The sequence below is a fragment of the Pseudoalteromonas sp. AS84 genome, from assembly GCF_038900255.1.
Lineage (GTDB): Bacteria > Pseudomonadota > Gammaproteobacteria > Enterobacterales > Alteromonadaceae > Pseudoalteromonas.
On record NZ_JBBMQY010000012.1, the window covers coordinates 73,251 to 88,556 of the forward strand.

Below are 15,306 nucleotides of genomic sequence, written 5' to 3' on the forward strand. Positions count from 1 at the left end.
CTAAACTACCTAATTAGTTAAATTCTAGTTCTACATCTTGCGCTGCCATTAATGATAACTTATGTATTAAGTCGTCACTTGGCGTAACACACCATTCGATCCCAAGAGTTAATTGAGCCAACGCATCTGGACGTTGGTAATAAACCTTGATCGGACACGTTCCCATTTTATAGGGTTCGAGTACTTTTTGTAATTTATCGAAGAAACCTGCCTCGACTTGCACCATGTTCAGCGTCATTTTAATCGCTTTAATACGTTTTTCACGCGCTTGAGCAATGGTGTTTATTTCTCTGGCGGTCATTGTAATACCACCGGAGAAGTTATCAAAGCTGACCTGTCCAGATATTACCAAGATATTGTTAACTTGGAGCATATCTTGGTACTTTTCAAACTCGTCTGAATACAAGCGTACATCAATCCGTGCACTCTTGTCATCTAAAGTTACTAAGGCCCAACGATTTCCTTTTTTATTAATTAATACCCTTGAAGCAATCACTAAACCTGCGGCCGTTGCAAATACATCACGGTTAGTTGGCTGTAAATCAACTATTTTTCCGCTGGTATAATGCCTAAGCTCACGTCGGTACTGATTTATTGGATGCCCAGTTAAATAAAGACCTAGCGTTTCTTTTTCACCATCTAACCATTCGTTATCGGTGAGTCCTGTGGCCTTAATAAAGGCTTGCTCAACTTCGTCAGGCTCGGTGGCTAATAAACCAAACAAATCACTTTGCCCTAATAGCTCAGCTTTGTTGTGTTGATCAGCTGCACGCATTGCATCTTTTAAACTGGCCAGTAATGTAGCACGTCCAGATTGGGTTTTTTCTGGCCCTAAATTATCTAGTGCACCTGAGTAAATTAATTTTTCAGTGACACGTTTATTTAAGCGTTTTAAATCAACTCGGGCACAAAAATCAAATAAATCTTTAAATGGGCCACCTTTCGCACGTGCTTCTAATATTGCATCAACCGGTGCTTCACCCACACCTTTTATCGCGCCAATGCCGTAAACAATCTCGCCTTGCAAGTTTACTGTAAACTTAAACTCACCTGCATTCACATCTGGCGGCAATAAGGTGAGCTTCATGTTTTCACATTCATCCACCAAAATAACGATTTTGTCGGTGTTATCCATATCAGCCGACATTACCGCAGCCATAAACTCTGCAGGATGATGCGTTTTCATCCACAGCGTTTGATACGAAACGAGTGCATATGCCGCTGAGTGAGATTTATTAAAGCCGTAACCAGCGAATTTTTCTACCAAGTCGAAGATTTTTATCGCGAGCTCGCCGTCAATGCCGTTATTTCTTGCGCCATCTTCAAACGTTGAACGCTGCTTTGCCATTTCTTCGGGTTTTTTCTTACCCATTGCACGACGCAGCATGTCGGCGCCACCTAGCGTGTAGCCTGCTAGTACTTGCGCAATTTGCATTACTTGCTCTTGATACAAGATAATACCGTACGTTGGATCAAGTATTGGTTTTAAGCTTTCGTGCTGATATTGCGCATCTGGGTATGAGATTTCTTCTCGGCCCAATTTTCGGTCGATAAAGTTATCTACCATACCTGATTGCAGCGGACCTGGTCGGAACAAGGCCACAAGTGCAATCATATCTTCAAAGCAGTCGGGTTTAAGTCGGCGTACTAAGTCTTTCATACCGCGCGACTCTAGCTGGAATACAGCGGTAGTCTCAGCGCGAAGTAGTAACTCAATACTTTTTTTATCATCCAGTGGAATAGTGTTTATATCGACAGGGTCTTTACCTTGGCGCTCCATGCGCACATTGGTCATATCGACCGCCCACTGCAATATAGTCAGTGTACGTAAACCCAAGAAATCGAACTTAACTAAGCCTGCCGTTTCTACGTCATTTTTATCAAACTGTGTGACCGGAAACTTACCTTCGTCATCGCAATAAAGCGCGGCAAAGTCGGTAATAGTGGTTGGCGATATTACTACGCCACCCGCATGTTTACCCGCGTTACGTGTACACCCTTCAAGGATGCGACACATGTCGATTAAATCTTTTACTTCGTTGTCGCCATCGTAGGCTTCTTGCAAGCGTGGTTCTATATCAAACGCTTTAGCAAGCGTCATCCCAGGATCGCCTGGAATCATTTTTGAAATACGATCAACAAACCCATAAGGATGCCCAAGCACTCGCCCTACATCGCGTATTACCGCTTTTGCAGCCATAGTACCAAAGGTAATAATTTGCGATACGGCGTTTCGACCATACAAAGCCGACACGTGATCAATTACCTCGTCACGTCTATCCATACAGAAATCGACGTCGAAATCGGGCATTGATACACGTTCTGGATTCAAAAATCGCTCAAAAAGCAAGTCGAATTCAAGTGGATCCAAATCGGTAATTTTAAGTGCGTACGCAACTAACGAACCCGCACCTGAACCACGACCAGGTCCAACAGGAATATTGTTATCTTTACTCCACTGAATAAACTCCATTACGATTAAGAAGTAACCTGGGAATCCCATTTGGTTAATTACGCCAAGTTCTATATCAAGTCGCTCGTCGTATTCAACACGTTTTACTTTTCGCTCTTCTTCATCGGGGAATAAAAACTGTAATCGCTCTTCAAGACCATCTTGTGACACTTTAACTAAAAACTCATCAATCTTAAGTGAGCCAGTTGGGTAATCAGGTAAAAAGTAAGTCCCTAGCTGAACAGTTACATTACAACGCTTAGCTATCTCTACCGTGTTTTGTAAAGCCTCTGGAATGTCGCTAAACAGCTCTGCCATTTGCTCTGATGTTTTTAGGTATTGTTCTTCAGAGAAACGTTTAGGGCGGCGTTTATCATCCAGCGTGTAGCCGTCAAAAATAGCAACGCGAATTTCGTGCGCTTCAAAGTTTTCTGGCTTTAAAAACACTACTTCGTTGGTGGCTACAACAGGTAACTGCTCTTTGGTAGCAAGCTCTACCGCCATGTGTAAGTAGTCTTCTTCAAGCGGTCGATTGGTGCGAACAAGCTCAAGGTAGTAGTTATCGCTAAAATGCTGCTTGTAAAAACTAACTACCGATTCAATGACACTTGGGTTATTTTTTAATAACGCTTTACCTAAGTCACCGTCTTTAGCGCCAGAGAGAATAATTAAGCCCGTTTTATGTTCCACCAGCCATTCTCGGTCAATCACTGGCCGATGAAACACATGCCCACGCTGATACGCTTTAGATATTAACAAGGTAATATTTTTATAGCCGTCGTTGTCTTTGGCTAATATGGTTAAGCGGCTTGGCTCGTCAGGAAATTCAGGACTACGAACCCAAAAATCTGCCCCCACAATAGGCTTAATACCGGCGTTATGCGTGGCGCCATAAAAGCGCACTAAGCCACAAAAGTTCATTTGATCGGTAATCGCAATCGCAGGCATTTGCAGCTCTTGCGCTTTAGCGACTATCGGCTTTGTTTTAGCGAGGCCGTCAACCATCGAGAAGTCAGAATGAACCCTTAAATGGACAAAATCAGGAGCAGCCATGCTTAACCCTCGCCATTGGCTTGCGCCAATACACGTTGCACAGGCTTAAAGCTTTTACGATGCTCGTCAATCGCGCCGTACTGTTCAAGCGCCGCAAAATGCGCTTTAGTCGGATATCCTTTGTGCCCTGCAAAGCCATATTCTGGGTGGCGTTTATCAAGTTCAATCATTTCATCATCACGCGCTACTTTAGCTAAAATAGACGCGGCTGATATTTCAGCTACCAAGCTATCGCCTTTAACAACGGCTTGCGCTGGCATTGCTAATTTAGGCAAACGATTACCATCTATAAATACAAATTCAGGTTGTGTGCTTAACGCCTCTACTGCGCGGGTCATGGCAAGCATCGTTGCGTGCAGAATATTTAATTCATCAATCTCTGTCGGATTGCAGCGACCATAGGCGTAACACAATGCATTTTCTTTTATTTCAATCGCGAGTGCTTGGCGTTTTTTATCTGTTAATTTTTTAGAATCTGCTAAGCCTGCAATAGGTTTAGTGGGATCTAAAATAACGGCGGCAGTGACTACGTCGCCAACAAGTGGGCCGCGCCCTACTTCGTCTACACCGGCAATTAAGGCTACGTTGGGTCTATCAATTTGCATTTATTAACTCCGCCACAGCATTGGCTGCTTGTTCGCTGGCATTTAATCTAATTTTTTCGTGAATAGCTAAAAAGCGTGCTTTTAGTTCAATGTTATCTGTATTAAGCATAGGAGTAAGCGCATTTGTTAAATTAGCCACATTACACTCACTTTGTAAAAACTCAGGTACTAGCTCTTCGTCGGCTAATAAATTAGGCAGCGAAAAGTACTTAATATTAAACGTAAATAAGGTTTTAAAAATCCAATAGCTTAAAGGCTTTATTTTATAGCCCACTACCATTGGCTTTTTATAAAGCATGCCTTCAAGTGTTGCGGTGCCCGACGCTAATAAAATAGCATCAGCAGCTTGCATAGCTAATTTTGATTGTCCATCAAGCAGGTTAACATTAAGGTTTGGCGCGGTAGCATTTAATATATCAGTAAACTGCGCTTTGCGTTTTTCGTTAACCAGTGGCACCACAACTTTAAGATTTGGGTTTTTAGCTTGCAACTGCGCGGCTGTTTTAATGTAAGTTTCACTTAGTAAGCCAACTTCAGAGCCTCTACTACCAGGTAGCAACGCCAGTACTTTGTCATCAAGGCTTAAGCCGAGTTCTGCACGTGCTTTACTATCGTCGTGCTCAAGCGCTATATCGTCAGCCAAAGTATGCCCTACAAATGTACATGGCACTTGGTGTTTATCATAAAATTCTTTTTCGAATGGTAATAACGCCAACACTAAGTTAGTCGCTGCACTAATTGTATGAATACGCTTTTCGCGCCACGCCCAAACAGACGGACTTACATACTGTACGGTTTTAATGCCCGCATCTTTAAGTGGTTTTTCTACACGTAAGTTAAAGTCGGGTGCGTCTATACCTATAAATACATCAGGTGGATTATCTACAAAATGCTGCACGAGTTGTTTACGTATTTTAAGCAAACGCGGCAAACGACCAAGTACCTCAACAAGTCCCATTACCGAAAGCTCATCCATGTCGTAAAGTGTTTTACAGCCTTGCGCTTGCATTTTAGGCCCGGCTATACCTTCAAAAATAGCATCCGGGAAGTGCTTTTTAAGGGCTTTAATTAAGCCTTCGCCTAAAATATCGCCCGACAGTTCACCTGCCACAATACCAATTCGTAGTTGTTTTTTATCTTTATTCATTTGATTTTATTTCACAAGTAAACCAGGCGTTCATGAGTATTAGTTTACCGTGTTTTACTGTTTGGTTAAACGCTTTAAATAACTGGTTTTTTATCATTAAATTTAATTTATTGTATTGTTTGTTTTTAATACTGATGTAGCATATAAAATATATATTAAGTTTTACTAATATACATATTGACAAAAATTGCACAAACGTAAATAATATTACAAACTTTCAGTAATTACTGAAAGTTCATTAAATATTAACTTTGCCAATTAAATATTGTCCTGTTAATCCGTCACTCTCAAGGAGCCAATAATGATAGATGAAACCTTTGTGGATCTATCGCGATTACAGTTTGCTGTTACCGCTCTCTTTCATTTCTTATTCGTACCGCTAACTATAGGTATGACCTGGATTTTAGTTATTATGGAATCGGTTTATGTTATGACCGGTCGCGAAATTTATCGTGACATGACTAAGTTTTGGGGAAAATTGTTTGGTATTAACTTTGCAATTGGTGTGGCGACAGGCCTTACCATGGAGTTTGAGTTTGGTACTAACTGGTCTTATTACTCGCATTACGTGGGTGATGTTTTTGGGGCTCCCCTTGCTATTGAAGGTTTAATGGCATTCTTTTTAGAATCGACTTTTGTAGGTATGTTCTTTTTAGGCTGGGATAGACTCTCTAAACGCCAACATTTAGGTGCAACCTTTTTAATGGCTATTGGTACCAATATGTCGGCGCTGTGGATTTTAATTGCCAACGGCTGGATGCAAAACCCAGTAGGTGCTGAATTCAACTATCAAACCATGCGCATGGAAATGACAAGCTTTGCAGAGCTTGTATTTAACCCTGTAGCACAAGTTAAGTTTATTCATACTGTATCGGCAGGCTATGTAGCTGCTTCTATGTTTGTATTGGGCATAAGCAGTTGGTACATATTAAAAGGCCGTGATTTAGCGTTTGCTAAACGCTCTTTTTCGGTCGCATCGGGCTTTGGTTTAGCGTCAATTTTATGTGTAATTTTACTCGGTGACGAATCAGGCTACGAGGTAGGTGAAGTTCAAAAAGTAAAACTTGCAACAATTGAAGCTGAGTGGCACACAGAAGAAGCTCCGGCTGCGTTTACCGCATTTGGTTTTCCTGATTCAGAAGAGCAAGTAACACATGCTGCGGTTAAAATACCTTATGCACTGGGATTAATTGCTACGCGTTCACTTGATGAGCAAGTAACGGGTATTAACGACCTAGAAAAACAACACGAAGTACGTATTCGCAACGGTATGATTGCTTATGAATACCTTACAAAGCTCAGAAACGGCGAAGATACACCAGAAAATATTGCCAAGTTTAATTCTATCAAAGACGATTTAGGCTATGGCTTGTTACTTAAGCGCTACACACCTGATGTTGTAGATGCTACCGAAGAGCACATTCAAAAAGCCGTTAAAGACTCATTCCCTAAAGTAGGCCCTATGTTCTGGTCATTTAGGATTATGGTTGCCTGTGGTGTAGCCATGCTTGGTGTATTTATATTGGCATTTTACTACAACGCACATCGCGTTATTGAGCAAAAGCGCTGGTTGTTATGGGCTGCAGTATTGAGCATTCCGCTACCTTGGATAGCTATTGAATTTGGCTGGATAGTTGCTGAGTATGGCCGTCAACCTTGGGCAATATCTGAAATACTGCCGACTTTTTTAGCGACGTCGTCACTGACAGTAAACGATATTTTAATTAGCTTAACTGGGTTTATTGTTTTCTACACTGGTTTAGCCATAGTTGAAGGTTGGTTGATGATTCGCTTTGTTAAGCAAGGACCAAGCTCTCTACATACTGGTAAATACCATTTTGAATTACCAAACAAAGCTGAGCAAACTAAAGGAGAGCAATCATGATTTTTGATTATGAAACATTAAAAATGCTTTGGTGGTTGATCATTGGTGTGCTGCTTATTGGTTTTGCTATTACCGATGGAATGGATATGGGCGTTGCTATGTTGCTTCGCCTAGTTGGTAAAACTGACTCAGAGCGACGTACGGTAATTAATACCATTGGCCCGCACTGGGATGGTAACCAAGTATGGTTTATAACTGCAGGCGGCGCGTTATTTGCAGCGTGGCCTATGGTTTATGCTGCCGCGTTTTCGGGCTTTTACTTTGCCATGATGCTAGTACTATTTGCTTTGTTTTTTAGACCACTTGGGTTTGATTACCGCAGTAAAGTAGACTCAAAACGCTGGCGCAACAACTGGGATTGGGGCTTGCTTGCAGGCAGCGCAATTCCAGCTCTCGTTTTTGGCGTTGCATTTGGTAATTTATTTTTAGGCGTACCGTTTAATATTGATAACCTAATGCGTGTTAGCTACCAAGGCTCATTCTTTGGCTTACTAAACCCATTCGGATTACTTGCTGGCTTAGTTAGTATTACTATGTTGGTTGCTCATGCAGGTATGTGGTTACAACTTCGTACAGCCGATGCAGTAGCTGAGCGTTCGGGTCAATATGGGCGTTATTCACTAATTGTATTTATTGTGTTATTTGCAGCAGCTGGCTTTTGGGTTGCTAATTTAACGGGTTACCAAATTGTATCAATGGCTGATACGCAAAGTCATGCAGACCCTTTAGCTAAAGTAGTCACTACAGCGCAAGGTGCTTGGTTAAGTAATTACAGCGATCGTCCGTGGACAATGATCTTCCCTATTTTAGCCTTTGCAATGGCATTAAGTGCACTTGTGTTTTCTAAATTAAATAAGCCAGCACTTGGACTTATTTCAACAAGCTTAATGTTAATTGGCGTGATTATGACAGCCGGTGTTTCACTGTTCCCATTTATTATGCCATCAAGTAATAACCCTAATATTAGCTTAACAATTTGGGATGCGGTATCGAGCCATAAAACGCTCAATGTAATGTTTGTTGCAGTGTGTATTTTTGTTCCACTTATTTTAGCTTATACCACTTGGTGTTACGTTAAAATGTGGCGCAGAGTAACGGTTGAAGAAATTGAAAACAACACTCACGGTAGCTACTAAGGAGACTAAACTATGTGGTATTTCGCTTGGATTTTAGGTGTACTTTTGGCCTGTACCTTAGGTGTAATAAATGTAATGTGGTACGAATTTCATCAAAATAAAAACAGCATTGCTGATGATGAACAAGCCATGCACGATTTATTAAACGATGCTAACAACACAAAAGATGACGACTAACCCCCGACCAGATCGCGCGCAGCAGCAATCACTGCGCGCTTTTTTAAAGCGTCAAAGTAAACCCGCTGCAGTGTGGTTAAAGTTAAGCATTGCACTGGGTACTTTTAACGCATTACTAATGATTGCGGGTGCTTATTTACTTGCGCAAACTATTCACAATGTAATGTTTGAAGGTAATAATTTAGCCCAAGTTACTCACTTACTATGGCCCTTAGCAGGCATTATTTTATTGCGCGCGGTGTTTTTAGCATTAAGCGAACGCTTGAGTGCATATGCTGCACTTAAAATAAAATCGGCTATGCGCCAAACACTTCTAAATAAGCTCAGCTTACTTGGGCCAAGCTATATAGAACAACACGGCCAAGGCGCTACATTAAATACCCTGCATAATGGCGTAGAAGCACTCCACGACTATTATGCTAAATATCTACCCGGTGCTGCTTACAGCGCGCTTATTCCGCTGGCAATATTGGTTGTTATTTTTCCGACAGATTATAAAGCTGGGCTGATATTTTTATTAACCGCCCCGCTCATTCCTTTTTTCATGATTTTGGTAGGCTCAAAAGCCGAAGCTTTAAACCAAAAACGCTGGAAGCAACTTGCCGTGCTAGGCAATTACTTTTTTGACCGCGTACAAGGTTTAACTCAACTCAAGCTATTTAATGCAACACGTACCGAGCTGAAACAAATAGCTAAAATTTCAGATGATTTTAGACACGCTACACTCGATGTTTTAAAAATCGCGTTTTTATCATCATTTGCACTTGAGTTTTTAGCAACCATTAGCGTAGCACTCGTTGCCGTAATTATTGGTTTTAGACTGTTTTTTGGCACTCTTGATTTTGCCACTGGCTTTGTGGTGCTACTTTTAGCGCCTGAATTTTATTTACCACTGCGCCAACTGGGTAGCCATTACCATGCACGCTTACAAGGCATTAGTGCAGCGGCCGATATGGTTGCGATTTTAAATGCACCACTGCCAAGTGACGAAAATGCGTCAGTGACTACAAGCACGCCTGAAAACAATTTAACTTTAAATGCAATTAACTCCATAAATATTACCGACCTTAATTTTATATACCCAGATAGTAACGAAGGCATTAAAAATATAAATTTAACACTGCCAAATAAAGGCTTAATTGCAGTTGTGGGCAGTAGTGGCTCAGGTAAAAGTACGTTGTTTGATTGCCTATTAGGGTTTCATCCTGAGGTGATAAACCACCTATCTATTAATGAGCAGAGTTTAAGCACAACCGATATTACTTACCTGCAAAATAACATTGCATGGATACCACAAAAAGCGACGCTGTTTTACGACACCATTGCTGCCAACATTAAATTGGCCAAACCGAATGCCACTCAACAAGAGCTTGAACATGCAGCAAACCAAGCTGGCGTGCTTAAATTTATAAATACCCTACCCGATGGTTTTAACACCCAGATAGGTGAGCAAGGAGAGGGGCTTTCTGGCGGACAAAAGCAACGCATCGCACTGGCTCGCGCATTTATAAAGCAAGCACCAGTCTTAGTGCTTGATGAGCCTACAGCCCACCTTGATAGCCAAACAGAGCAGCTTATTCAAGATGCTATTAATGAATACGCTAAAAACAACTTAGTATTAGTCATTGCTCATCGATTAAATACCGTTAAACACGCTAGTAATATAATTGTTATGCACGATGGAAAGATAGCTGAGCAAGGTCACTTTGAGAAACTTGCAGCGCAAAATGGTGTATTTGCTAACTTATTAAAAACGGCTAAGGAAGGGGTGGCGCATGCATAATTTTATTCGCTTATTAAAGCTTTGTGCTCCTCATTACAAAGCAATGCTACTAGGCACATTTTTAGCGACGATTACGGTATTAGCTAATGTGGGTTTATTGGCTATATCTGGCTGGTTTTTAGCATCAATGGCGGCTGCAGGTATTGCGGGCGTGCAAATGAACTACTTTACTCCAGCAGGTACGATTCGGTTTTTAGCAATCGTACGAACTGCATCGCGCTATGGAGAACGTTTGGTCACTCATAACGCCACGTTTTTATTACTAAGTGAAATACGTACCAATGTATTTGCAACGTTAAGTAAGCTTAACAACGTTGATTTAGCAATGAGCCGCAGCGCCGATTTAGTTAACCGATTACAAAACGATGTAGACGCACTCGACAAGTTTTATTTAAACGTTTTACTGCCTATGCTGGTCGCTCTTTTGAGTGTGCCAATCATCATGTTGTTTATGTCGGCCTATAATGGCAACGTCGCCCTTATTTGCTTTACTGGTATTATACTTATTGGTGTGGTTATACCTGCCCTACTCAGCGCAAAGCTCACTAAAAACAGCCATAAAGAAACACAACTTAGTGCACAACTTCGCTCTGAGCTTTCAGATACACTCACAGGGCTTAGAGAGCTTAGTATTTATCAAGCCCGTTCGCAGCAGCTTAATAAGTGCGACGAATTAAGTGAGCAGTATAATCAGCAATTATTTATTCGCCACAAAGCACTGGCAAACTCAGATGGGTTGAGCTTGTTGGTTGTTCAATTAGCCATGCTTGCTAGCATAGCTACCATTGTCCCGCTGGTTTACGCCAACAGTATGGTAAATGTAGAACTTGCTATGTTAAGTCTATTTGTACTGGCAAGTTTTGAAAGCGTATTGCTACTACCTAACGCGTTTATAGAGCTTCCTAGTGTATTAAAAGCAGCAGAGCGATTATTTTCGCTTGAGGATAAAGCAGCTAACTCACAAGTTAAAGATACACATGTAGACGTTGATGAAAAATTTAGTCCGCAAAATAACACATTGGCACTTATTAATATCAGCTATCAATATGGTGAACAAATAGCACTAACTGATGTTAGCTTTGAGCTGATGCCTCAGCAAAAAGTAGCGATTGTCGGTAGAAGCGGCAGCGGTAAAACCACGCTTGTAAATTTACTTACTGGTTTATGGCCTTTGCAACAAGGGAGCATCACTCTAAATAATCAAAATAGTGTTGTTAATTTACATTCATTAAATAGCGATATACGCGCAAACGTAATAAATATACTCGCTCAGCAGCATCATATTTTTGATGGCACACTGAGTGAAAATTTGCGTTATGCCGCGCCGAGTGCCACTAAAGAGCAAATGATTGAAGCGCTAACGTTAGCGCAATTAAGCCCATGGTTTAATGAACTAAAAGAAGGCTTAAAAACACGATTAGGCACTGGCGGACGTAACGTATCGCAGGGCCAATCTAGGCGTATAGCCATCGCGCAAGCATTACTTAAAAACCCTGCTATTTTAGTCCTTGATGAACCAACAGAAGGTCTCGATAATCAATCTAAGCAAGGGGTAATGCAAGCAATCATGCATGTTATGAATAACGCGAGTGTACTCACAATTACGCACGATCCGGCTCTTCTTACTCAAATGGATAATGTTGTATGGCTAGAAGACGGTAAAGTAGTGGCACAAGGCTCTCACAAAGAGCTCAGTAGCGCTTATCCAGATTATGTAGGACTAACTACCCGGTTTTAATGCCTCTACAGACACGTCTATAACGCCGACTTTAGGGTCGGCTATCTTTTTAAACATACTTTTTGATAAATCAATAATACGACCTCGCACATACGGGCCTCTGTCATTTATTCTTACTGTGACTGATTTATTATTAGCTAGGTTGGTAACAATTACTTTAGTACCAAAATCGAATTCTAAATGGGCAGCCGTTGCAGCTTGTTGGCTAAAGCGCTCTCCGTTGGCAGTTGTTCTCCCGTGGTATTTATCAGCATAAAAAGATGCTTTCCCAACTTGTGTGATTTCCCCAGTAGATGATTTAACAATAGGCTGGCTACTACAAGCGGCTAAAGCTGAAGTAATAAAAAGAGTGACAACTAACTTAGGTAAACGCATAGGATGACTTTTATTATACAAATTAGATGCATACTAACTTGAGTTCGCTGAGTATTAACTGAATTGGGTCTAACCATGGGCAATAAAAAACCACCTTCGATTTATCATCTAGGGTGGTTTTTTAAATGCTTATAGCAAAACTCGCGAATTATCTTACGATACCGCGCTCTGAGCTTTTAACAAAGTCGACCATCAATTTCACAGCAGGATACTTTGCGGCATCCTCACTAAGCGACTCAATAGCTTCTTCTGCACCTAAGCTTTTACGATAAAATGCTTTGTATGCACGGCGTACAGCCATAATTTCATCACTTTCGAAACCACGACGCTTCATGCCTTCTTTATTGATAGCTGCAGGACCTGCAGGCATACCAATGGTAGTAACAAATGGTGGTACATCTTTGTTAACACCAGAATACATACCAATAAAGGCATGTGCACCAATTTTACAAAACTGATGAACACCCGAATTACCACCAAGGATAACCCAGTCACCAACATGTACATGGCCGGCTACACTTGCGTTGTTAGCAAAAATTACGTTATCGCCAATTACCGCGTCATGTGCAACGTGGGTATAAGCCATAAACAAATTATTACTACCAATTTTAGTAACGCCTTGGTCTTGAATCGTTCCACGGTGAATTGTGGCACATTCACGGATAACGTTGTTATCACCCATGATCAATGTAGTTGGCTCGTTATTGTATTTTTTGTCTTGGCAGGCTTCGCCTACAGACGCAAATTGAAAAATATGATTGCCAGAGCCAATAGTTGACGGCCCTTTAACAACAACGTGAGACTCAATAATACAGTTATCACCGATAACAACATCATTGCCAATATAACTATACGGACCAACTGAGACATTGTTGCCTAGTTTAGCGCCAGGTTCGATTATTGCTGTAGAATGGATCACTATTAAAACTCTCTTCTAGCACACATAATTTCGGCACTACATACTACTTTGCCGTCGACTTTTGCTTCTGCAGAAAACTTCCAAATGTTGCGACGTTCTTTTAAAAACTCAACATGAAGATGCATTGTATCGCCTGGTATTACGGGTTGCTTAAAGCGCGCATTATCAACAGCTGCAAACAAATAAAGCTCATTTTCGCTGCGATTTTCAACCGTTTTAAAACCCAATAAACCCGTTGCTTGTGCCATCGCTTCTAAAATTAACACACCCGGAAAGATAGGCTGGTTTGGAAAGTGCCCAGTGAAAATAGGTTCGTTTATAGAAACATTTTTAATAGCATGTAAAGATTTACCTGGAGTAAAATCGATAACACGATCAATTAGTAGCATCGGGTAACGATGCGGTAATAAAGCTAAAATTTCTTGAATATCAAGGCTATTTAATTCGTTTGCCAAAATAGCATCCTTATTAGTGTTCAATATTATGACTTAGCCAATGCTTCAAGCGCTTTAAGACGAGACTTCATATCTGAAAGGTTACGCAAGTGAGCAATAGTTTTACGCCATTCTTTGTTTGTTGTATGGGGCATACCAGATGAGTAAATACCTGGTTCGGTGATTGATTTTGTCACCATACTCATGCCGGTAATTATAACACCATCACATACAGACATGTGACCATTAATTGCAACCATGCCACCAATTTGACAGTTCTTGCCAATGGTAACGCTTCCTGCAAGAACAGTGCAGCCCGCAATTGCGGTGCCTGAATTAACTTCAACGTTGTGCGCTATTTGACACTGATTATCGATAATAACATTGCTATGAATGATGGTATTGTCCAGTGCACCACGATCAATTGTCGTACTAGCACCAATTTCAACTTTGTTGCCTATGATCACTGAACCAAGCTGAGGTATTTTAACCCACTGCCCGCGCTCATTTGCATAGCCAAATCCATCACTACCTACAACACTATTTGCTTGAAACAAACAATCTGAACCAATTTCAACATCGTGATAAATAGTCACACTAGGCCAAAGCTTAGTGCCTGAACCTATTTTAACACGTTCCCCGATAAAACTGTTCGGACCAATTTGCGCGTTGTCACCTATCACTGCATCAGCTTCAATGACTGCGTTAGCACCAATAGCGGCGCTATCACTAACAATCGCTGTTGAATGAACAGTTGCACTTGGATGAATACCCGTCGAGGCTGAGCGTGGTGTAGTATCCATAAATTGCGCTAATTTTGCGTAACTTACATACGGATTAGCAACAATAACTTTGCTACCACTAAAGTACTCTGCATCAGCTTGGCTTACTATTACAGCGCTGGCTTGAGTAGTCTCAAGTTGCGAGCGATATTTTGAGTTCGCTAAAAATGCAATATGCCCAGAATGGGCATTTGCAAGTGTCGCTATTTTTTTTATTTCTAAAGCGCCATCACCCTGAAGTTCGGCGCCTAGAAGTTCCGCAATTTGCGAAAGCGTATAATTTTGCATAGAGTGATTATTTCTTACTAACAGCGGCTACAACTTTAGATGAAAGATCAGTCACTTCTTTAGGGTTAAAGTAAATAGTAGTGTCTTTTACTTTAACTTCGTCGAAGTCGCCGTCTTTAGCAATCTCTTCAATTGTTTTGATGATTACACCTTGAACTTTTGCAAGCTCTTGGTTTTGACGCGCTTTGATTTCTTGCTCTAAAGGGCGACCCTGTTCAGCAAGATTTTTTTGCATGCCTTGAATTTTTTCACGTAACGTATCTTTTTGAGCTTGGCTCATAGTGGTACTTTCACGTTTAAATTTTTCAGCTTCAAAACGAATATCGCCTTGTAACTTTTCAAGCTCTTGACGACGTTCAGCAAACTCAGTTTGTAAAGACTGTTCAATTTTAGCCATTTGAGGAATTTGCTTGTAGATTTCCTGCATATCAACAATACCTACTTTGTGTGCAAATGCATTCACAGAAGTACCCATCATTAAAGTTGCTAAAACTGCTACAGCTGTTGATTTAAATAATTTTTTCACAAAAAA

General features: G+C 41.0%; 13 protein-coding genes. 5 read left to right on the plus strand and 8 right to left on the minus strand.

Annotation, left to right across the window (positions count from 1 at the left end; translation table 11 throughout):
* Window positions 1-13: 13 nt before the first annotated feature.
* From dnaE to lpxB, 3 genes are read right to left on the minus strand one after another with little or no spacing between them, the layout of a single operon-like run.
* Window positions 14-3,505, minus strand: coding sequence for a DNA polymerase III subunit alpha (gene dnaE, locus WNY79_RS13240; RefSeq protein WP_342876079.1), 3,492 nt, complete (start codon window positions 3,503-3,505; stop codon window positions 14-16).
* A gap of 2 nt (window positions 3,506-3,507) precedes the next feature.
* Complete coding sequence (gene rnhB / locus WNY79_RS13245) at window positions 3,508-4,110, minus strand: ribonuclease HII (RefSeq protein WP_294120171.1); 603 nt, start codon at window positions 4,108-4,110, stop codon at window positions 3,508-3,510.
* A complete protein-coding gene (gene lpxB / locus WNY79_RS13250; protein ID WP_342876080.1) occupies window positions 4,100-5,257 on the minus strand; it encodes a lipid-A-disaccharide synthase in 1,158 nt (385 codons plus the stop codon). Before lpxB ends, rnhB begins: the two co-directional genes overlap by 11 nt.
* Before the next feature lie 301 nt (window positions 5,258-5,558).
* Between lpxB and WNY79_RS13255 the strand changes: the two genes are divergently transcribed.
* From WNY79_RS13255 to cydC, 5 genes are read left to right on the plus strand one after another with little or no spacing between them, the layout of a single operon-like run.
* Window positions 5,559-7,142 carry a cytochrome ubiquinol oxidase subunit I gene (locus tag WNY79_RS13255; protein ID WP_076924450.1) on the plus strand — a complete coding sequence of 528 codons (1,584 nt, stop codon included), beginning with the start codon at window positions 5,559-5,561 and terminating at the stop codon, window positions 7,140-7,142.
* Window positions 7,139-8,278: a cytochrome d ubiquinol oxidase subunit II gene (gene cydB, locus WNY79_RS13260; RefSeq protein WP_342876081.1), complete on the plus strand. Its 1,140-nt coding sequence runs from the start codon at window positions 7,139-7,141 to the stop codon at window positions 8,276-8,278. The genes WNY79_RS13255 and cydB overlap by 4 nt, the downstream gene beginning before the upstream one ends.
* 12 nt (window positions 8,279-8,290) lie before the next feature.
* Entirely contained in the window at window positions 8,291-8,455 is a 165-nt protein-coding gene (cydX, locus tag WNY79_RS13265) for a cytochrome bd-I oxidase subunit CydX (RefSeq protein WP_002958303.1), read from the plus strand.
* Window positions 8,445-10,238, plus strand: coding sequence for a thiol reductant ABC exporter subunit CydD (cydD, locus tag WNY79_RS13270; protein ID WP_342876082.1), 1,794 nt, complete (start codon window positions 8,445-8,447; stop codon window positions 10,236-10,238). Before cydX ends, cydD begins: the two co-directional genes overlap by 11 nt.
* A complete protein-coding gene (cydC, locus tag WNY79_RS13275) occupies window positions 10,231-11,976 on the plus strand; it encodes a thiol reductant ABC exporter subunit CydC (RefSeq protein WP_342876083.1) in 1,746 nt (581 codons plus the stop codon). The genes cydD and cydC overlap by 8 nt, the downstream gene beginning before the upstream one ends.
* Here cydC and WNY79_RS13280 read toward each other — a convergent pair.
* From WNY79_RS13280 to WNY79_RS13300, 5 genes are all read right to left on the minus strand, one after another.
* Window positions 11,959-12,351, minus strand: a complete 393-nt coding sequence (locus tag WNY79_RS13280; protein ID WP_342876084.1) for a septal ring lytic transglycosylase RlpA family protein — start codon at window positions 12,349-12,351, stop codon at window positions 11,959-11,961. The genes cydC and WNY79_RS13280 overlap by 18 nt on opposite strands.
* A gap of 148 nt (window positions 12,352-12,499) precedes the next feature.
* Window positions 12,500-13,270 (minus strand): acyl-ACP--UDP-N-acetylglucosamine O-acyltransferase, encoded by a 771-nt coding sequence (gene lpxA / locus WNY79_RS13285; RefSeq protein WP_182674384.1) that lies wholly within the window; start codon window positions 13,268-13,270, stop codon window positions 12,500-12,502.
* A 2-nt stretch (window positions 13,271-13,272) separates the two neighbouring features.
* Window positions 13,273-13,725, minus strand: coding sequence for a 3-hydroxyacyl-ACP dehydratase FabZ (gene fabZ / locus WNY79_RS13290; protein WP_024599065.1), 453 nt, complete (start codon window positions 13,723-13,725; stop codon window positions 13,273-13,275).
* A gap of 26 nt (window positions 13,726-13,751) precedes the next feature.
* A complete protein-coding gene (gene lpxD, locus WNY79_RS13295) occupies window positions 13,752-14,774 on the minus strand; it encodes a UDP-3-O-(3-hydroxymyristoyl)glucosamine N-acyltransferase (RefSeq protein ID WP_076924455.1) in 1,023 nt (340 codons plus the stop codon).
* Between the two features lie 7 nt (window positions 14,775-14,781).
* Window positions 14,782-15,300, minus strand: coding sequence for an OmpH family outer membrane protein (locus WNY79_RS13300; protein ID WP_007580993.1), 519 nt, complete (start codon window positions 15,298-15,300; stop codon window positions 14,782-14,784).
* Window positions 15,301-15,306 lie beyond the last annotated feature (6 nt).